The sequence below is a fragment of the Bifidobacterium bombi DSM 19703 genome (assembly GCF_000737845.1).
Taxonomy (GTDB): domain Bacteria; phylum Actinomycetota; class Actinomycetes; order Actinomycetales; family Bifidobacteriaceae; genus Bifidobacterium; species Bifidobacterium bombi.
Genome location: NZ_ATLK01000001.1, coordinates 139,386 through 160,642 on the forward strand (window position 1 = coordinate 139,386; position 21,257 = coordinate 160,642).

General features: G+C 57.5%; 17 protein-coding genes. 15 read left to right on the plus strand and 2 right to left on the minus strand.

The window, feature by feature from the left end:
• Window positions 1-107: 107 nt before the first annotated feature.
• The gene (locus BBOMB_RS00515; protein WP_081867186.1) at window positions 108-809 is read left to right on the plus strand and encodes an ATP-binding cassette domain-containing protein; all 702 of its coding nucleotides are present in this window, start codon (window positions 108-110) and stop codon (window positions 807-809) included.
• Window positions 806-1,612, plus strand: coding sequence for a hypothetical protein (locus tag BBOMB_RS00520; RefSeq protein WP_044086302.1), 807 nt, complete (start codon window positions 806-808; stop codon window positions 1,610-1,612). Before BBOMB_RS00515 ends, BBOMB_RS00520 begins: the two co-directional genes overlap by 4 nt.
• A gap of 385 nt (window positions 1,613-1,997) precedes the next feature.
• Here the strand turns inward: BBOMB_RS00520 and BBOMB_RS00525 are convergent, their stop codons facing one another.
• A complete protein-coding gene (locus tag BBOMB_RS00525) occupies window positions 1,998-3,335 on the minus strand; it encodes an O-acetylhomoserine aminocarboxypropyltransferase/cysteine synthase family protein (protein ID WP_044086305.1) in 1,338 nt (445 codons plus the stop codon).
• Window positions 3,336-3,662: 327 nt separating this feature from the next.
• Here BBOMB_RS00525 and BBOMB_RS00530 point away from each other — a divergent pair, with 327 nt between their 5' ends.
• The 11 genes from BBOMB_RS00530 (at window position 3,663) to BBOMB_RS00580 (ending at window position 17,082) form a co-directional block, all read left to right on the plus strand.
• Window positions 3,663-4,574: a TrmH family RNA methyltransferase gene (locus BBOMB_RS00530; protein ID WP_044086775.1), complete on the plus strand. Its 912-nt coding sequence runs from the start codon at window positions 3,663-3,665 to the stop codon at window positions 4,572-4,574.
• A 113-nt stretch (window positions 4,575-4,687) separates the two neighbouring features.
• Window positions 4,688-5,755, plus strand: coding sequence for a phenylalanine--tRNA ligase subunit alpha (pheS, locus tag BBOMB_RS00535; RefSeq protein ID WP_044086307.1), 1,068 nt, complete (start codon window positions 4,688-4,690; stop codon window positions 5,753-5,755).
• Between the two features lie 12 nt (window positions 5,756-5,767).
• Window positions 5,768-8,362, plus strand: coding sequence for a phenylalanine--tRNA ligase subunit beta (pheT, locus tag BBOMB_RS00540; protein WP_238549838.1), 2,595 nt, complete (start codon window positions 5,768-5,770; stop codon window positions 8,360-8,362).
• 424 nt (window positions 8,363-8,786) lie between these two features.
• Window positions 8,787-9,626 carry a hypothetical protein gene (locus BBOMB_RS00545; RefSeq protein WP_052377314.1) on the plus strand — a complete coding sequence of 280 codons (840 nt, stop codon included), beginning with the start codon at window positions 8,787-8,789 and terminating at the stop codon, window positions 9,624-9,626.
• A 221-nt stretch (window positions 9,627-9,847) separates the two neighbouring features.
• On the plus strand, window positions 9,848-10,477 hold the full coding sequence (gene argR / locus BBOMB_RS00550; RefSeq protein ID WP_081867346.1) for an arginine repressor: 630 nt from the start codon (window positions 9,848-9,850) through the stop codon (window positions 10,475-10,477).
• A gap of 109 nt (window positions 10,478-10,586) precedes the next feature.
• The gene (locus BBOMB_RS00555; protein WP_044086308.1) at window positions 10,587-11,327 is read left to right on the plus strand and encodes an SGNH/GDSL hydrolase family protein; all 741 of its coding nucleotides are present in this window, start codon (window positions 10,587-10,589) and stop codon (window positions 11,325-11,327) included.
• A gap of 190 nt (window positions 11,328-11,517) precedes the next feature.
• Window positions 11,518-12,840 carry a tyrosine--tRNA ligase gene (gene tyrS, locus BBOMB_RS00560; RefSeq protein ID WP_044086309.1) on the plus strand — a complete coding sequence of 441 codons (1,323 nt, stop codon included), beginning with the start codon at window positions 11,518-11,520 and terminating at the stop codon, window positions 12,838-12,840.
• 245 nt (window positions 12,841-13,085) lie between these two features.
• Entirely contained in the window at window positions 13,086-14,933 is a 1,848-nt protein-coding gene (locus BBOMB_RS00565) for a tetratricopeptide repeat protein (RefSeq protein ID WP_044093261.1), read from the plus strand.
• Complete coding sequence (locus BBOMB_RS00570; RefSeq protein ID WP_193786678.1) at window positions 14,933-15,967, plus strand: HAD-IIA family hydrolase; 1,035 nt, start codon at window positions 14,933-14,935, stop codon at window positions 15,965-15,967. The genes BBOMB_RS00565 and BBOMB_RS00570 overlap by 1 nt, the downstream gene beginning before the upstream one ends.
• A gap of 22 nt (window positions 15,968-15,989) precedes the next feature.
• Complete coding sequence (locus tag BBOMB_RS00575; protein WP_152570080.1) at window positions 15,990-16,175, plus strand: hypothetical protein; 186 nt, start codon at window positions 15,990-15,992, stop codon at window positions 16,173-16,175.
• A 160-nt stretch (window positions 16,176-16,335) separates the two neighbouring features.
• Window positions 16,336-17,082: a TlyA family RNA methyltransferase gene (locus BBOMB_RS00580; RefSeq protein WP_044086782.1), complete on the plus strand. Its 747-nt coding sequence runs from the start codon at window positions 16,336-16,338 to the stop codon at window positions 17,080-17,082.
• Here the strand turns inward: BBOMB_RS00580 and BBOMB_RS00585 are convergent.
• Window positions 17,046-17,837 carry a hypothetical protein gene (locus BBOMB_RS00585; protein WP_044086314.1) on the minus strand — a complete coding sequence of 264 codons (792 nt, stop codon included), beginning with the start codon at window positions 17,835-17,837 and terminating at the stop codon, window positions 17,046-17,048. The genes BBOMB_RS00580 and BBOMB_RS00585 overlap by 37 nt on opposite strands.
• 175 nt (window positions 17,838-18,012) lie before the next feature.
• Here BBOMB_RS00585 and BBOMB_RS00590 point away from each other — a divergent pair, with 175 nt between their 5' ends.
• Window positions 18,013-19,068, plus strand: a complete 1,056-nt coding sequence (locus BBOMB_RS00590; protein ID WP_081867188.1) for an NAD kinase — start codon at window positions 18,013-18,015, stop codon at window positions 19,066-19,068.
• Complete coding sequence (locus BBOMB_RS00595) at window positions 19,061-21,046, plus strand: DNA repair protein RecN (protein WP_044086315.1); 1,986 nt, start codon at window positions 19,061-19,063, stop codon at window positions 21,044-21,046. The genes BBOMB_RS00590 and BBOMB_RS00595 overlap by 8 nt, the downstream gene beginning before the upstream one ends.
• Window positions 21,047-21,257: the final 211 nt, after the last annotated feature.

Sequence of the window (21,257 nt, forward strand, 5' to 3'; positions counted from 1 at the left end):
CGGGCATGCAGAGGGGCACATGGCGTGTCCTCCACCTTGTTTGTTTATATATATTATATTCGATATATGCCGTGATCGTGTGGACGATGTGGTGATGGGAGGCTGCGGTGACCGGGAAACGTGTGATAGCACCAAGGAAGGTGGAGTTTGCCGACTTCTCCGTAAGATACGGGAAGCGTACGGTCCTGGACGTGCCTTCCGGCGGGTTCGACCTCAGCGGCCAGACCATCGGTCTTTTCGGGCCCAATGGTGCAGGCAAGACAACGATGATGCGTTCGATGGTGGGTCTCATCAACCGTTTTTCCGGTACGCTGAGTGCGCCCGATCTCGACTCCATTTCATATGTTCCCGATGTTCCGTATCTGTACCGGTTCTTGAATATCGGTGAGTGCATCAGGCTTTTCGTCTCCCGATATGCGGATTTCGATTCCGACAAGGCCGAACGTCTTGTCAACCACTTGGGGCTGCCGTTGGACCGTCCGCTGGGCTCGTTCTCGAAAGGCCAGTCCGAGCAGCTGCATCTGGTGCTGAGTTTTTCGCGCGATTGTAGCCTGTATGTACTTGACGAACCGCTTGCGGCCGTGGACCCGTATACCCGAGACGAGCTGCTTTCGGTGATCAAGCAATCGGCCGGTAAGGATTCCACCATTGTGATGAGTACACATATCATCTCCGAAGTGGATTCGATGTTTACGCACGTCATCATGATCAACGACGGGCGGATAGTGGCGAATGATTCCGTGGAGCGATTCAAGAAGGACTCCGGGTCGCTGGAACAGGCTTTCAAGGACAGGATGGCGAGGCGATGAAAACACGATCATGGTCGGGTATGTTTTTGCACGAAGTCGCAATTCAGATGCGCAGGTATCTGTATGTCAGCGTGACGGCGTTGATTGTATTGGTGGCTTGCGACGTATCCAGCATCCTGCTGGAAAAGAAGATGGTTGCCATGGAACTAATTTTGCTGATTCGTACGGTGGCTTGGTTTCTCGTGGTATGCTACCTTGCATTTGAGTTGTTCCACTACGGCAATGGGGAGAATGACTATCAATCGTTCACCATGCCGGGCAAGAAGGCGAACGGACTGGTGGTGAGAGCCGTGACGTTTTTCTGTATCCTGTTCGTCTACACCATCGTTGAAAGTCCTTTGCTGATTCATACGTTGTCCACGAGACTTAGTCATGCCGATATGTTCAAAGTCGTGTTGTTTGACAGGCTGTCACGGACCGCAGGGATAGCGGCGTTCATACTGATCTTTATGGTGTGCTCGTATGTGTCCTTCATTTCCAGCAATGTCGTCTTTTCCGCTATCATCGCAGTCGGTGTATATCTCATCGTAAGCATTGCGCAGGGGTGCGCCATCCTCATGCCGAAGTTGTTGCACAAGACCGGTATGGATTGGGCGTTCGGCGTCAACTTTTCATTCATCGGCAGCAGCCAGTTCGTTAACATCATACCTGTGATGGTATGGAGTAAGGGGAAAGCGGATGGCGCGTTGGCACTGAGCACGGTGTCCATTCCCACGTTGGTTATTAATGTTGCAACAATGGTCGTCTTCTACCTCATATGGAGAATAGTCAGTTCGCGCGTATCGGTGAACTATATCAAATAGGAGCGGATTGCCGACACCTGTGAGGACGACTGCGAGTGTGTTCGGGTGCGGTGTTGGGAAGGCCGGATACGCGTATCGCAGCGGTTCATATGACGGATGTCGGCGTGTGTCGAATGCATGTTTCGTTTTGAGTCAACCGCCGCCGGACGAAATGTCGCCGACGAATTCGACTTGAGTCGGTGAGGGACGGATGAGGTGTGCACCGGCTTGGACCGATTGCCGCTGTCGTCGATTGCCACTGGTTTCATCCTTGCTTCCCTTGCGCCGGTTCTTTGCTCGATGAACTTCATGGTCTACGGCTGGTGAGGGACGTGCGGATACACGTTGACGATCCGTATCCGCACGCCCTGCGGAACTCGGGGATTGGACTGGCGTGAAGACCTGCCTACTTCGCCAGTCCTGAGGCGCGCAGCGCTTCGAAACCACCCTTAAGGTCGGCGATGATGTCGTCGATGTGTTCGGTGCCGATGGACAGGCGGATGGTTCCCTCGTGGATGCCCTGGTCTTCAAGCTCCTCGGTCGTCTCCTGCGAGTGTGTGGTGGAGGCGGGATGGATCACGAGGCTCTTGACGTCTGCCACGTTGGCAAGCAGGCTGAACAGGTGCAGGTTGTCTATGAAGACGCGTGCCGCATCCTTGCCGCCTTTGATGTCGAAGGTGAAGATAGAACCGGCGCCGTTGGGGAAATACCTCTCGTACAACTCGTGATCCGACCGTCCCTCGATTGAGGGGTGTGAGACGGACTGCACCTCGGGTACGCTTTGAAGGTATTCGACGACCTTCAGGGCGTTGCTCACATGCTTGTCGACTCGTAGCGAAAGTGTTTCGGTTCCTTGCAGCAGCAGGAACGCCGCGAATGGGCTGATGCAGGCACCGGTGTCACGCAGGAGGATGGCCCGGGCACGGGTGACGAACGCGGTGCCGCCAAGCGCTTCATAGAAATTCATGCCGTGATAGGACGGGTCGGCCTCGGTGAGCGTGGGGAAGCGGCCTGGCACTTCGGCCCAATCGAACCGGCCGCCTTCCGCTATGATTCCTCCGAGGGCCGTGCCGTGGCCACCGATGAATTTGGTGGCGGATTCAATCACGATGTCTGCGCCGTGCTCCAGCGGGCGGAACAGGTACGGCGTGGCGAAGGTGTTGTCCACGAACACCGGCAGTTTATGGCGGTGTGCTATGCGGGAGATCGCTTCGAAGTCGGGCAGGTCGGCGTTTGGGTTGCCGAAAGTCTCGAAATAGACCAGTTTCGTGTTCGGCTGGATGGCGTCTTCGAAATTCTCGGGATCCGAAGGGTCCACGAACGTGGTCTGTATGCCGTCGCGTACCAAGGTGTGGGCGAAGAGGTTGAACGTACCGCCGTAAATACGTTTTGAAGAGACGATGTGGTCGCCTGCCTGGGTGATGTTGCGCACCGCATATTCTACGGCCGCCGCTCCAGAAGCCACGGCGAGTGCAGCTGTGGCGCCTTCCAGCGCGGCCATGCGTGTTTCCAAGGCGCCTTCCGTCGAGTTGGTGAGTCGTCCGTATATGTTGCCCGGATCCGCCAGACTGAAGCGTGCTTCGGCATGGTCGAAATCATGGAATACGTAGCTGGTGGTGGCGTAGATGGGCACCGCGCGCGAGTCGGTGACCGGATCGGCCTGCTCCTGTCCGGCGTGCAGCTCCAAAGTCTCGAAATGATAGTGTTGGGTGTTGTTGGCTGTGATGTCGTTAATGTCGTTCATGGTTTTTCCTTGCTCAACGTTGTGATGTATGCGGGGACCCGCTCATTGGTGACTCTAACGCTGTGCGGCGTTGTGACGCAAGCAGGTCATTATCGACATTTTCTATTGCCTCTTCAAAACCGTTGCCGTCCGTGCCTTGCATAGGAATAAGCGCTGCAGTAGTTGGGCGGGCAAGTGCATCGCGCAGCTCGGGTGTGTTTCAGAGGTACCTTTCTCAAAACCTTGTTCCTTATTCGTGCGCATAAGATGGCGCAGGTCTTCGTCATGCAGACGATATCGTTGGTGCGTGGGTTTTGCCGGTGCGCTTCTGCGGGTAAAGTGGTACGCATGCCCATGAGTCCAGAAGTCATTGCCAATCCCAAATCCGAGCGTGTGCGCCGCGTTGCGGGGCTCGATCGCCCCCAGCAACGCAGGAAGAGCGGCCGATTCCTGGTTGAGGGTCCACAGTCGGTGCGGGAATTGGTCAGATACCGACCGGACGCGGTGGTGGACTGTTACGCCCAGGTCGAGGGTCTGGAAGGATTTTCAAGTCCTACGGTGGCTTCGATTGTGGACGCGGCGCTACGACGGAAGCTGTATGTACACCGCGTCACCGCTGAAGTGATGCATAAGATGAGCACTGATTCCCAAGGGATCGTTGCGGTTGCCTCCATGGAGACCATGCGGTTCGCTGCGCCGTGTCTTGCCGGTGCCGGTGAGGTGCGCGATGGTGGTGCCTCGCCTTTGGTTGCGGCCTTTTGGCAGGTTCGGGATCCAGGCAACGCCGGCACGGTGATTCGTGCGGCCGATGCCGCCGGATGCCGTGCTGTGGTGTTCATCGATGACTGCGTCGACAGATTCAACCCGAAAGTGGTGCGTTCCACCGCCGGTTCATTGTTCCATGTACCGGTGCTCACCATGGGCACGGATGAGTTCTTCGCCTGGAGCACCTCAGCGTCCGTCGCGGTGATTGCCGCCGATGTCTACGGCACGCCGCAGGTGAGGCCCGAGTCGTTGGTGGATGTCATCAGAGACGATACAGACTCGTTAATCGCAACGGCGCACGGGAAAACGTCTTCCAATGCTGGTCCCGCCGGCACGGCTGTTCTTTTCGGCAACGAGGCGCGTGGTTTGCCTCAGGAGGTTCTGCGCCGGGTCTCACGTATCGTTTCTATACCGATCTATGGTAAGGCTGAGTCATTGAATTTGGCGACATCCAGCGCGGTCATGCTGTATGCGCTCGCCATGGCACGTTCCTGATCGGTCATGTCGAGTCGTATTGGAAGAATACGAAGCTAGAGAATACCTCGAATTTGGCGGTTTTGAGCACGCTGTCCAGGTGTTTGAACGCAAGCTTCGCAGAAAGGATACTCGTGGCAGAGGATGTGCTGTTCGATGCTGGTACGGTGACCGACGCGGTTGCCGAAGGCATCTATAAGATTAATCGTGCTTCCAATCTTGAAGAGCTGAAGGCGTTGAAAGCGCAGTACACCGGTGCGGGCTCGGCTATGGTCGCGGCGAGCAAGGCCGTGGGTTCGCTTCCCGGTGACCAGAGGAAGGGTGCGGGACAGCTGCTTGGTAAGCTCCGTGCTGATTTTGGCCGTGCCTACGGCATGGTGGAAAGCCAACTCAAGGCGGATGAGGAGGCGGCCCGGTTCGCCGACGAAACGGTGGACATGACCCTGCCTGTACGCCGCAAGCCCTTGGGAGCGCGTCATCCCTTGCCTAAACTGCTGGAGGATGTTGAGGATTTCTTCGTCTCCATGGGTTGGACCATTTCCTCAGGGCCTGAGGTGGAGAGCGAGTGGTATGACTTCGATGCCCTCAATTTTGGTCCGGATCATCCGGCGCGTCAAATGCAGGACACATTCTACGTCAAGGGAAACCAAGCCAGGGACGCCGCAGGGTTCGTCGGTTCCAACATGGTGCTGCGTACGCAGACTTCCTCCGACCAGGTCCGTGCGCTCATCTCCAAAGGCGTGCCCCTGTACATCGCTTCGCCGGGTCGGGTCTTTCGCACCGATGAGCTTGATGCCACCCACACGCCGGTGTTCCACCAGTGCGAGGCGTTGGCCGTCGATCGGCACCTGACCATGGGTGACCTTAAGGGTGTGCTCGACAAGCTCGCGGTCACCATGTTCGGTCCTGATGCCAAAAGTCGCATCCGTCCCAGCTATTTCCCATTCACCGAGCCGAGTGCCGAGATTGACCTGTGGTTCCCTGACAAGAAAGGCGGGCCTGGCTGGATAGAGTGGGGTGGCTCCGGGATGGTCAATCCGAATGTCCTTAAGTCCGCCGGTCTAGACCCGGATGAATATACCGGCTTTGCGTTCGGCGTGGGCATGGAGCGCACGCTGTTGCTGCGCCATGATATCAACGACATGCACGACCTTGTCGAAGGTGACGTGCGTTTCAGCGACCAATTTGTGATGGGGGAGTGAACGCTCATGCCAATGGTAGATATTGACTGGCTTAAGGATCATGTGGAAGTCCCGGCCGATTTGACTTATGAACGGCTTGCCGCCGATTTGGTGCGTGTAGGTCTTGAGGAGGAGCAGATCCATTCCTCGCAGGTCACCGGGCCGATCGTGGTGGGTTACGTGGTTTCGGCCGAACCCGAGCCGCAGAAGAACGGCAAGACCATCAACTGGTGCAAGGTCGACGTGGGGCCGGAATTCAATGACACCGACGATGATGGCAACAAGGTGCCGCGCGGCATTGTGTGTGGGGCACCGAACATGGCTGCCGGCGAGAAAGTCGTCGTGACTTTGCCTGGGGCGGTACTGCCCGGTGATTTTAAGATAGAGCCGCGCAAGACGTATGGACACATTTCGAATGGCATGTGCGCGTCTGAGCGTGAACTCGGTTTGGGTGATGACCATAATGGCATCATCCTGCTACGCAACTATGGATTCAGTGAAGATGAGTACGAGGCTCTTGAACCAGGCGATGATGCCATGTACCTGCTCCACCTTGATAAGCCCTTGCTGGAGATCAACATCACACCCGACCGAGGCTATGCCTTCTCTTATCGTGGTGTGGCTCGTGAATACCATCACTCCACCGGTGCAGCATATCGCGACCCGGTGTTGGAACTGGATTCGAATGCGCCGCGGGGTGCGGATGAAGCCGCGGTGACATCGAGGTCCGGATCGAGGACGATGCTCCGATTCATGGCGTTCAAGCGTGCGATAGATATTATGCCCGGGCCGTACCGGGGTTTCGACCCCGGGGCCCGTACGCCTAATTGGATGCGCCGCCGCCTGATTCGAGCCGGTATGCGCTCGATTTCGCTTGCGGTCGATGTGACCAACTACGTCATGCTCGATTTGGGCCAGCCCATGCATGCCTATGATCTCGACAAGCTCTCCGGGCCCATTGTGGTGCGTCGTGCCAAGCCCGGTGAAAAGCTGACCACCTTGGATGGTAAGGACCATGATCTGAGCGTCGAAGATCTATTGATTACAGATTCCCCGAATGGCGAGCCAGGTTCCCGCGTTCTTGGCTTGGCTGGCGTCATGGGCGGACTTTATGGCGAAGTGACTGCGGAGACCAAAAACGTGTTGCTTGAATCCGCGCATTTCGATCCAATCTCCATCGCGCGTTCGGCCCGTCGTCATAAGATTCCTTCAGAGGCTTCGCACCGTTTCGAACGCGGAGTGGACAGCGCCCTTCAGCCAGGTGCGGCCGAGATGGCCGCCGAGCTGCTGACGCGTTTCGGTGGGGGGCAGGCTTCCGAGAATCCGGTGGATGTGGATGATACCCGTCCGCGCCAACCCATCGACTTCAGATATTGCGAAGTCGCTCGTCTCACGGGGCTTGACACCGAGGATTCACGAATTCGCGATATCCTTACGGACATCGGATGTTCAGTGCATGAGGAAGGTGATGGCCGTGCCAGCGTGGTGCCGCCCACATGGCGCCCCGATTTGGCGGAGCCGTGTGATTTGGTAGAGGAGGTGGCCAGACTCGTCGGGTATGATGAGATTCCGACGACCGTTCCGCCGGCCCCGGTAAGCGGGGAAGTGGGCCTTACCATGAACCAGCTTCGGGAGCGTCAGGTGGCCGACGAGTTGGCGGAATACGGTTTGACCGAGTCGCTGAGCTATCCGTTCGTGGGACCGGCGGACTTCAAGGCATTCGGCTGCAATCCGGAGGAGATTGAACCGGTCAGCGTCGAGGTGGCCAACCCTCTCGCCGGTGACCGGCCTTATCTGCGCCGGACGATTCTGCCGACGCTTGCGCAGACCGTGCAGCGCAATATCAGGCGTGGTCTGGATAATGTGTCCCTCTACGAACTCGGGCATGTATATCTTTGGGACCCGCAGGCACCCGCTATTCCCTCCCTTCCGGGAGGCAGAAAACCATCCGATGAGCAGTTGAAGGCACTTGATGCCGGGCTTCCCGACCAGCCTCTCCATGTGGCGGCGTTGCTGACGGGCAAGGCAGAGGAGTCCGGGTGGCTCGGTGTGCACAGGGACGTCGATTGGAGCGATGCCGTCGAAGCGATGACCCGCGTCATGGATCGCCTTGGCGCAGATTTTCGTATTGATCAGCCTGAATCCGGCGATGTGCCGGCACAATGGCATCCTGGGCGTGCTGCCCGGGTGCAGGTTGGGGATGAGTTTGTGGGCATGGTCGGTGAGTTGCACCCCCATGTCTGCACGGCGCTGGGGCTTCCGAACCATAGTGCGGCATTCGAGCTGAACCTCACCGGATTGTTTGCACATCTGGACGGCCGGCCCGTTCAGGCCAAACCGATTTCGACGTTCCCGCCCGTAAAGCAGGATCTCGCGTTCACTGTGGATGAGTCCGTAAGTGACGCTAGATTGCAGTCGGTCATCGAGCAGGCAGCAGGCAGTGACCTTGAATCCATCGAGCTTTTCGATGTCTATGCCGGCGGGCAGCTTGGCGAGCATCAGAAGTCATTGGCGTATTCGGTCACCTTCCGTTCTTCCACCAAGACCTTGGCTCAGAGCGATACCGAAGCTTTGCGCGCCCGAATCGCGCAGGCGGCCGAGGGAATCGGCGCACATCTGCGGGCTTGAGCCGGTGATCCGGGTCGGTGTTCGTGGATATAAGGCATCGTAGAGGCGTGTCAAGAACTGCTGCTGAGTTGGTGATGGACACCAAGCCGCCGTGGTTGGCACGCTTTTGCCGTTTTGTGTCATATTTCACAGACCTTGTTTTCGGCTTCAATCCTTGTATCTTGAACACGAGTAAAGCTTTTCGGTGTTTTTTCAGAGAATATTGCCGACACACTCATAAACTATACATATTGTGCAGGTATGCTTAGTACGTTAGAGCTGAAGCGGTGTGTAGATGACTGCGAAACTTCTTTGTTCTGCTGTGAGACGAGGAGAATCGTGTATATGCATTTCGTGGATTAGAGTGAGTATCCTCATTACAGGAAAGCTGAATATATGGTATTCGCTTGAAGTTCTGACGGCAAGTGGATCAAGGAATGGTGAAATGAGCGATTCGGAAACGAAGGGCATGGCTTCACAGCAACAACCGCAGCAGCCTGGAGGCCTCGGGGTTGCCCAGCCTCAGTACGGCCAGTTCAAGGTGCCGGAGTACGGTGCCTTGGCGAGCCAGTTTCCTCCAGATTACAATCCTTACGTGTTCGGAGAACCGGAACCGGATACTAAGAACGACAAGGGGACGGGCAAGGAAAAGTCCTTGACCGCCGCCAATGGGCAGTCTGAAGGTGCTTTCCATGGTCAGAGGCAGAACGGCTTCCCGCCGTTTGCTGGAGGTTTTCCTTCTCCTGGGCGCAATGCGAATAATCGTGGTCCATATAACCAGAGTCCCCAATCAGGCGGTCAGCGGCCACAGAACAGTGGGGATGGCGGAACGGGTTACGGCGATCGGTACCCAGTCCAACCGGGGTCGAGCGGAAGGTTCGGAGCTCCCATGGGCAACGGGTCTGTGAATCCGAACAACGACGGACAATCTCATGAACCGGACATGGTCAATGGGGTGGATATGAACGACCCACAGCAGAACCCTTTATGGGGTCGTTGGAGTGCGTTGGCGGTCACCTCGTTCGTGCTTTCTCTGTGGAGTTTCGAGTTTCCTTTGTTGTTACTCGTAATGGGGTTGCTCGCGATGCGCCGCACCAAGGTCTTCCATATGAGAGGCCATGGCTTGGCGATTGCGACAGTAATGATCAGCATATTGGCGTTTATCGTCCAATTGTGGTTCCTGTTCCATCCTCAGGCTTTGCAAGGGATTTTGGATTCACTTTACACCATGTTGTTAGGAAGCCTGGGTGCAGGCAATGTCGGGGGTAATCCTTTGAGTGCTTGAAATGCTATGAAGAAAAGACAAATCATGATGAATCATGACTAAACAAACAATGGCACAGTGTAGACGGGTTGTTGCATGGAACCATTCACACCGTCGTTGGTACTAAAGAGTGGCACGGTGCAAAACTGGTTAGATTGTAAGGAGTAAATTTGGAAAACAATATAGATCAGATTGCCGCAGAACGTAATGTAGTTGAGTTTCAAGTCGGGGACACGAGTTATGTGAATGCTACGGAGTTGTCCGTCGACAATCGGGGTCAAGACGAAATCCGAGTCGAGAATGCGGATGAAGACGATGTCAAATCGACTGATGCCGAGGAAAGCAAGCCGGAAGGGAACGCCGACAGCACCAGAACCCGTCGTCCAAGCAACAGGGCCGCCCGTCTGAGCATGATTCAGGATTTGCTTGGCAGCACGCAGGTCGCGTCGCAGGCCCAGCTTTCCGATCTGCTTTCCGAGCGAGGTATCCACGTCACGCAGGCTACGCTCAGCCGTGATTTGGATGAAATGAACGCAACCAAAACGCGCATGAAGAATGGCAGGATAGCCTACACTCTTGGCATCGCCGCTTGGGAAGGTCAAGCGACAACCACGGAACGTATTGATAAGCAGCTTTCCCGTGGACTTTCTGGATTGATCACATCGGTGGCGGCCGCCCAGAATCTTCTGGTCGTTCATACGCCGGCAGGTGCGGCGCAATATATGGCCAGCGTCATCGACAGGCAGCCGATCGACGGCATCCTGGGTACGGTCGCGGGAGATGACACGGTGTTGCTTATCTGTGCGGATGATGACACTGCGAAGGATCGCAGCAGGTGGCTGCTTGATGTCGCTTCGAAACGCGAGGGGTAAGCGGGACGCTATAATCAATAGCGTGAAGTAAGGAACCGGACGACGCGGCGCATGAAGTTTCGATGCGCCGCGTCCGGTTATTTGTCGGTACGATTGGGGGCGGCTTCATATGGCGTTTGCGGTTGGCAGGCCATTGACTGTGATTGAGGCTTTATGGGCGCAACATCATATCCATCTTTCCGATCCACCCGGCGGTGAACCTTTTGGCGTCGAACGGCCAAGGAATGCCGAGACTTCTGATGACAGGCCGGTAACCCTGTGCGCCATCGGGGATTCGATGGTTGCCGGATGTGGCACCGACGATCAAAGCGAAGGCCTGATACCCTGTATCGCAAGGGAGCTGGCTTCATCTTGTGGCCGCTCGATACAGTGGCAGGCTCACGGCAAGCTCGGAGCCACTATGCGCAGGGTGCGCTACCGAATGATTCCTGAGGTCTCCGAGCGTTGCGACATTCTGCTGTTGTGTGCAGGCTCCAATGACATCATGGCCGGAAGGACGCTCGATGAATGGCGTGAAGACCTCGCCGCCTCGTTGGACGAGGCCGTCGGCCTTAGTGACTGCATCCTGGTTCTCAGCCCAGGACAGATGCAGAACGAAACCTCGCTGGGACGGACGCTGCGTGGCGAGCTTCTGAGGCAGATGGATGCCCAGGCGGAGGTGAGCCAGGAGGTGTGCATCGCGCACGGTGCACGATACGTCAATATGATCCACCGTGATGTGAAGGCCGATCTTCCTGATTTCTATTCGACCGATCATTTCCATCCAAGCGCTGTGGCGTACCGTAGGATGGCGGCGTCCATGGTTGAATTGCTTGGCTCGGATTTCGCCAGACAGGTCTCATCGATGTAAATCTTGCTGCTCGTGACCGCCGGGATGTTCGACGGACATCGGACTGGTGGTATGTCTGTATATGCTGGGATAATAAGGAGTTCGAACCATTTGATTTCAAGACTTGGCGTGTAGCGTTTCGTCATTGTTCAGACAGGTTTGCGGCACGTAGTTCGGCATGTACACAATCGAACAGGGAGAGATGTAGGGTATGGCTCAGGTCACGGATTACCGGCAGGCGGGTTTCGGGTCGTTATTTGAAGAGCTCACCTGGCGTGAACTGATTTCACAGTCGACCGATCGGGAACAGTTGGCGAACGCTCTGAACGGCGAGCCCGTGACGTACTACTGCGGTTTCGATCCCACGGCCGCGTCTCTACATATTGGCAACTTGGTGCAGCTCATCATCATGCGCCATCTTCAGGAAGCCGGACACCATCCCATTGCTTTGGTGGGCGGCGCCACTGGACTTATCGGAGATCCGCGCCAGAGTGGTGAACGGACATTGAATGCCAAGGAGACGGTGGCGGCGTGGGCAGGCCGCCTTAAACGGCAGATTGGCGGTATCCTCGAAGTCTCAGGCGACAATCCGGTGCGTTTTGTGTCCAACTACGACTGGACGGCACGCATGTCGGTAATCGACTTTCTGCGCGACGTCGGCAAGAACTTCCGTTTGGGGACCATGCTTTCGAAGGACATCGTCGCTCGGCGTCTGCAGTCCGATGAAGGCATTTCCTTCACGGAGTTCAGCTACCAGGTCCTGCAGGGCAATGACTTCCTCCACCTTTATGATGAGTTCGGCTGCACGCTGGAACTGGGTGGGTCCGATCAGTGGGGCAATCTCACCAGTGGGCTCGATCTCATACGCAAAGTGCGTGGTGAAGCGGTGAACGTGTTTACCAGTCCGATCATCACCGATGGGCAAGGAAAGAAGTTCGGCAAGTCGGAGGGTAATGCGCTTTGGCTTGACCCCTCGATGCTCAGCCCGTACAAGTTCTATCAGTTCTGGTTCAACCAGCCTGACGACCAGATGGAGAAGCTGCTTAAGGCCTTTACTTTCCTGCCGAAGAGCGAAATCGAAAGGCTCGTGCTTGAAACGCGGGACGATCCAGGAGCCCGTGAGGCCCAGAAGACATTGGCTTGGGAAGTCACAAGTTTCGTGCATGGCGAAGAGGCCACGAGGCAGGCTCTGGATGCGGCCGACGCCTTGTTCGGTCGTGGCGGCGATCTGGCTACGATTAGTGCTGAGATACTGGAATCAAGCATTGAAGGGCTTAAGGTCGATGATGGCGAAGGAGGCAAGTCATTCGCCACGGCCGCGCCGGGTGACCGAGTGGCTGAAGCGGGTGTGTCCGCAGGGTTGTTCCCTTCGGTTTCGACCGCCCGCAAGACCATCAAATCAGGTGGTGTCTACCTCAATAACGTACGGGTGGAGGATCAGGACCAACAGCTTGAGGCATCTGATTTTCTGTCAAATAGATTTGCATTGATCAGACGAGGAAAGAAGGCTCTGGGAGCGGTTCAGTTGCGCTGAGCGTGGCATGGATATCCATGAGGGCTTCGTGCGCAACGGGTCAGTGGTGGATATTCCTGCGGGAAGGTTCATGAGTGCGGGGACGTGGGGTCCCGGTACGTGGCGGCCGGTGCCGTGGCGATCGTGACGATCGGCTTGAGGTGCTCGGATGGAAGGCAAGGCTCGGGTAGAGATACCGGGGCGGTAATAGGGAAATAAGCATTACTTGTGGGATAACAGGTAAGGGAACGGATAAGGCTATCGATATGGCAGAAAATCAAGACAATTTACATTCCGGGAATTCGCGCGGCCGGGATTCGCGTTCCGGTGGGGACTTCCACGGAGGAAGGCCCTATGGAGGGCATGGCGGCGGCTTCCGTAAGTCCTCCGGAGGGCGTGAAGGCGGCGGGTACCGTGGTGGGTCTGGTTCGGATCGTGGCGGTTATCGTGGTCGTGATGACCGGCGTGACTTCCATCGTGATGGTGAGCGCGGTGGTTTCCATGGTCGTGATGACCGGCGTGACTTCCATCGTGATGACGATCGCGGAGGTTACCGCGGCAACGGCGGCGGGTACCGTGGTGGGTCTGGTTCGGATCGTGGCGGTTATCGTGGTCGTGATGACGCTCGTGGCAATGGTAGCTACCGGGGCAATGGTGGCTACCGGGGCAATGGCGATCGGCGTGACTTCCATCGTGATGGTGAGCGCGGTGGTTTCCATGGTCGTGATGACCGGCGTGACTTCCATCGCAATGATGGCTACCGGGGCAACAGCGGCGGACGTGACATGCGTAGGAACAATCGCGGCGGCATGCGCGACGATCGCAGAAACGGGGGCGTGGGTCCTTACCATCGCTCCGATCGCGACCATAATCATTCGAACGGGCGTGATGAGTTCATGGGTAAGGGGATTCGCCGCAATTCGGATGGCACGACCTCCTTCCCGTCGCAGAACCCCTATACGGATCGTCGGCCTGACGAGCCCAGGATGCCTCGCGGCATGGAGTGGTCCATGCTGTCCAAAGATGAGAAGGAACGTCTGAGGGGATTGTCCAAAGAGCATGCCGAGAACATTGGCCTGCATATCCTGGCGGCCTATTCGCTGGAGGAGAGCGATCCTCAAGCGGCCCTTGAACACGCGAAATGGGTGGCCCATCAGGCCTCACGCATCGATTTTGCGCGCGAGACCCTTGCCTTTGTTGCTTATCGGCAAGGGGATTACAAGCTGGCGTTGCGTGAGTTCCAGACAGCGCAGCGCATGAATGGGTTCATGGATTATCTGCCCTTCATTGCGGACTGTGAAAGAGGGTTGGGGGAACCGAAGAAAGCCATCAATATCGCCCTTGGCGAGGATGCGAAGCGTTTGCAGGGCGAGTCGAAGGCCGAGATGTTTCTGGTCTACGCGGGAGCCTTGGGCGATCTTGGTGCCTGGGATCAGGCTATCGCCGTGGTCCATAAGCTCGGTTCCTCCAATGGTTTGCCGGGAGAGTACCGTATGCGCGCGATTCAGGCGGAGCAGTATTTCCTCGAACAGGCCGGTCGCGGTGAGGAAGCCGCTGATCTAGACGTCGTTCTGGAGAAGCTGGAACTTAAGTATGCCGATGTGGATGAGGACGATGAGTCGGAGCAGCCCGTCATTGATTATGATCTCGAGGCGTTGCCCGATGAACTGATGGACGAGTTGGGTATCACTGAAGACGATGCCCAGTATGCGCCTGAAGAATACGATGAGGAATATGATGCCGGTGACTCCGCTCAGTTGGTTCGCGATGAATTGTCCGAGGTGAACGATGCGTCGGTGCGGAATGCCGATGATGAGGCTGAATCCGCCGCAGGAGAAGCCGCTCCTGAAGATGGTGTGGAGGTCATGTCTGAGGCGGAGGCGAAAGCAGAGGCTGAGGCGCACAATCCCGACGCTCCTGATGAGGATGACGAGAATCAGTTGCCAGCTGAATTGACTCAGGAGGGGGCTGGGGAAGCAGCGGAACCAGCACTGGCCGAGAAAGTTCGTGACGATGCCGACGTGACTGTGGACGCTGCCGAAAGCGACTATAGTGGTGGTATCGACGGTGACGATTCACAAGATAAAACAGACACGGAAAACACGGAGGATTGATCGGATTGCTCAGGGGCACTACGAAACCAATCAGTGAACTTTATTCCCTCGCGTTGCTCGACCTTGACGGCGTGGTGTACAGGGGCAAGGATCCTGTGCCGTACGCTTCACAGAGCATAGGGGATGCCGAGAAGCGCGGCATGGGAGTGGAGTACACGACCAATAACTCCGCACGCTTCCAGTCGACAGTAGCCAATCAGCTGCGTGGTTTCGGACTGGACGTACGTGCCGACCAAGTCATGACTTCGTCAGTCGTCGCCGCAAGGATGGTCGCACGTCAATTGCCGGCCGGTTCCAGGATATTGGTGATTGGCTCGGATCATCTGCGCGAGGAAGTTCAGAAGCAAGGTTTGACGTTGGTGGGTTCGGCTCAGGACGACCCCGATGCTGTCATCCAGGGATGGTACCCGCAGATCGCCTGGACGGATTTGGCCCAAGCGGCCTTTGCCGTGGAACGAGGTGCACGGTATTTCGTCACCAATCTCGATGCCACGATTCCGCGTGAACTCGGCATTGCGCCAGGCTGCGGGTCGATGATTCATGCCGTGGTGGCAGCCACCGGGGTGGAGCCCGAGGATTCGGCCGGCAAACCGGAATCGGCCATGTACGACGAAGCGTTGCTGCTCGCATCATCGAATGGTAGCCCCTTCGGCAAAGAACAGTGCCTGGCAGTGGGCGATCGGTTGGATACCGACATCGAGGCGGGCAATAGGGGTGGCTATGACTCCTTGGCTGTTCTCACCGGTGTTTGCGATGCCGAGCAATTGCTGTATGCACCGGCGTACCAGCGTCCTACATTCATTGCAAGTGATTTACGGGCTTTGAATGAGTCGATGCCGGAGCCGCGTCAGGTCGGCCCTCTCCAATTCAACTGTGGCCAGGCCACGGCCCGTTTGACCGAAACCGCTCTGGAGGTCAGTGACACCAGTGATATTAACGCCTTGCGTGCCGCGTGCAACCTGTTCTGGCAATATGATGAGCGCGAGGGTACGGACGCCACGGTCAAATTCGTGCTCCCGCAATTCAACCTGTGACGGAGGACGGACGGTGTCGAGCGTGAGTGAACGCTATCCGCAACTTAAGTATATGGATGGTGAAGTAGGCGATGAGCCGGGAGCCGACGCGGATGAGCAGGGACGGGCAGCGAAGGCTCTCGACGAAGCCGAGGAGCGTCGTCGAATCGAAGCGTTTCGCCTGGTCCTGAAGGATATGCGGAAAAACCTCGATCGCGAACGGGACTAGCAACGTGTCGTGGGCTACGAATAGGGCATATGGATCTGCGTTTGTTCAGTCCTCTGAACAATCAGAGCGTTATGAGCCCGTGTGGACATCGACCGGTTGCGGGGGCGATCGGGACGATGCCGCCGGAAACTGCACCGACACCGGAAGAAACCGCGAGCGTTTGGATGTCGCCTTGGTTAGGAAGGGGCTGGCTTCAAGCCGATCCAAGGCCCAGCGATTGATTCGTGAGGGGCGTGTCCTGATTGGTTCGTTGCCGGTTGACAAGCCCTCCGCGTTGGTAGACGAGCGTGCACGGCTGCGGTTGGTTGAGGGCGAGGATTATGTCTCGCGTGGAGCCTACAAGCTTCTTGGTGCGTTCGAGCGCTTTGCGCGGCTGGGACTGGGCTCTCCTGAAGGGCGAGAATGTCTGGACATCGGCGCCTCCACCGGTGGGTTCACGGATGTGCTGCTCAGGATGGGCGCCCGTCGTGTCGTGGCCTTGGATGTGGGCCACGGTCAGCTGGACCCGGTCATCGCGCGCGATCCACGAGTCGTGCAGATGAGTGGCGTCAACATACGTGACGTCACCGTGTCGGATCTGCCCTGCCCTCCTGAACTCGTGGTTTCGGATGTATCGTTCATTTCACTCACATATGTCATTCCAATAATCGCTTCCGTCGTGGCTCCGCATGCCGATGTGGTCCTGTTGGTCAAACCGCAGTTCGAAGTAGGTAGGGGCAATCTCGGTTCCGGTGGCATCGTGGAGAATCCCGAGTTGCGCATGCAAGCTTTACGGAAAGTATGCGATTGCGCTTCGGCTCATGGCCTTCGCGTCGTGTCAACGTGCGATTCTCCGATCACCGGCGCGCACGGCAACAGGGAGTATCTGCTTTATGCCTCGGCCCCGCGTGATTCCAAGAATGATTGATGTGCATTGGGATTGTCGCCTCGACCCTCCGGCCTATGTTCGGTTCTTGTCGTTCGTGGTCGTGGGTCGCCCCTCGGAGACCTTATGTCCGCTGACCTGCTTTTTCGGTATTCACGCCTGATGATGGCCGCGTACGAGGAGCTGTCGTAGCTTAGTGTATGTCGGTAATACACGCGTTTGGCATAGGCTCCTTTTTCGAGGGTCGCGGCACCGGCATAAATGGTTTGGCATGTGGTGGTCTGCATTCTGACGGTGTCAGCCCTGATTGTGGACACCGTGCTTCTTTGGGCGTAGTCATGCATGCCGAATCGAGGAAGCATCGTGGTCTGCAGTGCCGAAAGGGTGACGTGTTCGGCTTCCAGATATTGGGTCGAAACGTGCCCTGTGACGGTGATCGTCTCGTGGACCAGCACGCTGTCGGATTCCAGGCTGCCACGCACTGCGAGCGAGGTGTCGCAATCTATGGCATCGGCCTCGATGATGCCGGTAAAGTCCGCGAGCGACGCGCATTTGAGTGACCCATGCACCGAGAGTTTGCCGTACCCTGTGATGCGGCCGCAACGTAGGCTGCCCGGGCATCGTAATGAACCACCTCGAAAAATGACATCGCCTGCGTCGCCTCGGTTCACTTCGACTTCGCTTTTCACCACCAATGTGGCGAAGTCGGCCATCGTGCCGATTTGCGTCTGCCCGTGGGCGATGATGATATCATAGGTACCTGGAGGAATAATTCCCCCGTAACAATTCAGAATCATCGTTACCCCTTGCCTGGGACGTCTCAAGCATAAGATGATTATACACATATTCGTACTAATATTCATGTATGGCATGCATGTGGTGAGTAGTTACAAGGTGTCGGTGCCGAACGACTTGTAGGTGGTGTCCGATTAGGATTAGGACCATGGGTCGGGTTGTGTGAAAGGCGGGCGTATGGCTGTCAAACGGCATGTGGTGTTGGTGACGCATACGAGGCTGCGCGAGGACGGCGTTGTGGTTCGTGAGGCCATGGAGCAGTTGCGCCGAGCGGGTTTTGAAATCAGCGTCGTGGATGATCTGGTGGCACCGAAGTTCGGTCGGCCGGCTGCGAACAAGGTCGATGACGATACGGAGATGGTCGTGGTCCTTGGGGGGGACGGGACGATTCTTGGTGCCGCCGAGATGGTCTATGGGACGGACGTACCGGTACTCGGCATCAATCTGGGACATGTCGGTTTTTTGGCGGAATTCGAAAGCTTTCAGCTCAGTGAGGCGATTGGACGCATCGCAGATCGTGATTATTCTTTGGACGAGCGCATGCTCGCCGCGGTACGTGCCACTTACCCCGATGGACGGCAGTCGCAGGATTGGGCGCTCAACGATGTGACGGTGCGTGAGCCGGGTGGCGGGCGCATGGTGGAGGTGTCGGTGAGCGTGGACGATGTGGAGATGAGTTCGTTCAGTGGTGACGGGGTCGTGGTTTCCACGCCGACCGGTTCCACCGCCTATGCGTTTTCCGCGGGCGGTCCCATAATATGGCCTAACGTCAAGGCGCTGCAGCTTGTCCCACTCGCCGCCCATGCGCTCTTCGCGCGGCCGGTGATCATCGGATCGGGCTCGAAGTTCACCATCGAGGTGCTTGAGACGTCGGTGACGGATGGATGGATCTGCTGCGACGGAAGACGTAGCGACGAGTTGCCGCGAGGGACTGTCGTCGAGGTCACCGAACTTGACAACTCGCTGAAGCTTGCCCGTCTCTCCGGAGTGCCCTTTACCAATCGACTGGTGAAGAAATTTGACCTGCCAAGTGTCAGTTTGCGTACGCGGGCGATGCAGGAGGAGCGCGATAAGGAGCGCGACATAACGCAAGGCCCGCTCGTGGCGGAGCAACAGCCCGGGTGCACGGCTTGCAGGCAGCGGCCGGAGCCCGCCGTCGGACAAACGAGTGGCAGTGACCGAACGGATGCCGGTTCTTCGCATGGTCTCAAGGAGGATGACAGCGATGCTTGAGGAGCTTGAAGTTCGCAATCTTGGCCCGATTCGAGCGGCCAACCTGGCTCTTGGTCCCGGGATGACCGCCATCACGGGCGAGACGGGGGCAGGCAAGTCGATGTTGCTCAGTGCAATCCAACTCATCTCGGGGAGTGCAGCCAGCTCGGCGCGGGTGACTCCGGGAGCAGACGACGCTTGGGCGCAAGGGGTGTTCGAGGTCATGCTGAGTGGAAGGGCAGCTCGTATTTCGGGTGAGGCGGGATTGCCGCCGCAGGGTTCCGGTCGGGAGCAAGCATCGGTACATGGGCCGAGGAGGGTTGCCCTCCGGAGTGGCGCCAACCTCGATGTTGCTGACGATGCCGGCGTGGGTGAGGATACCACCGGTGAGCTGTTCCTTTCGCGTCAGGTCCCGGCTTCCGGTCGTTCCAGGGCCATACTTGACGGGCATACGGTTCCGCAGGCTCTGCTGGGTGAGGTCTCGGGCGAGCTTGTCACCATTCACGGTCAGGCCGACCAGATGCGTATGGCCTCGCCTGCGCGTCAGCGCGAGTTTTTGGACGCTGTTGCCGACTGCGAACGCGAATCGGAGGCTTATACGAAGGCCTGGGACGCGTTGCAGGCGGCGGATGCCCAGCTGAAGAAGATCATGACTCAGGAGTCTGGCGTCAGGGCGCGTGCGGATTATCTACGCGATTCCATCGCGCAGATTGATAAGGTCGACCCCAAGGCGGGGGAGGATGTGGAGCTGAAGGAACGTCGTTCTCGCATCGAAAACGCCGAAGAGATCGCGACGGGTGTCGGATCGGCTTTGATGGCGCTGGATTCTTCGCAAGTCGCTCTCGATTCCGATGGGGATGCGGATGGTGCCAGTGCCGTCGATCTGATTAACCGTGCGGTAGATTCGTTGCGCTCCATCCGTGTCGAAGGCGGTTTTGATGACGCGGCGGATCGGCTCGAATCAATCAACACCGACCTTGCGGATGTCGTATACACGCTTTCCGGTCGGATGAACGAAGTGGAGGATGCCGGGAGCCTGGATTCCATCAATTTGCGCATCCATGAGCTTGACGAGCTTATGCGCCGATGGGGGCCGGAGTTGAGCGATGTGATCACCTGGCGAGAAAAGGCCGGGTATGAGGTCGAGGATCTCGATGCGTCTCCACAGAAGGTCGAGGAGCTCAAGGCGAAACGTGCCGAACTTTTCGACGCGGCCGTAGAAGCGGCCGAGCAACTCAGTGTGAAACGTGCCGCCGCCGCTAGTGATCTGGCCGTATCGGTGACTCGTGAGTTGGGCCAGTTGGCTATGGGTGGTGCTCGGTTTGAGATTCGCGTGGTCAGGCGTCAGCACGGCGGTTCGGATGCACATTCACTGGCTGTCGACCCCGCTTCAACGGAGCCTGGATTGCGCAGGGAAGAAGGGGCGACCGGCTTCCGGCTCGATCCGCTTGACGCCCATGGCATGGACGACATCGAATTTCTGTTCACTCCGTTCCCGGGCTCGCCGCAACTGCCGATGGGCAAAAGCGCCTCCGGCGGCGAACTGAGCCGCCTTATGCTGGCGCTTGAGCTTTCCGCGGCATCGCGTCGGCAGGTCGTGAATACCGATATGACGTTCATTTTCGACGAAGTCGATGCCGGCGTCGGTGGCAAGGCAGCAGTGGAGTTGGGCAAACGGCTCGCTCAACTGGCGAGGACGTCTCAGGTCATCGTCGTCACTCATCTGCCGCAGGTCGCCTCGTGGGCGGACGCGCAATTCGTGGTGAGCAAAGGTGGCGTGCGGGAGCGTGGCGTCTCCGATTCCGGCGGGACGAATGCGGCCACTGAGACCGTCGTTCCTGCCGCCGAAGGTTCCGTTGGTCGCTCTGGTGTCGAGACGACCGTGACGAAAGTCGAAGGGGAGGCGCGTGTGCGTGAAATCGCGCGCATGCTTTCCGGAGCGGAGTCCAAGACTTCGCTTGACCATGCGCGCGAGCTGCTTGCAGCCAGCAACTTGTAGTGGAATGCGTCTTTTTGGTTTTTCGCTGTCCTGTCCGTACTGTAGACCATGGGCGGTCTTCGATGGAACCCCATCATATGAGGTGAAGTCGGGTGCGTTGCCGTTGCGGCAATGGGGCTGTACAACTTGGCCACGGTGAACGCCAGCCTGGCATTGTTCAGGTTGGATTCATCGCCGCATTCAATTCGTCGAACTGCAGCATACGGTGATG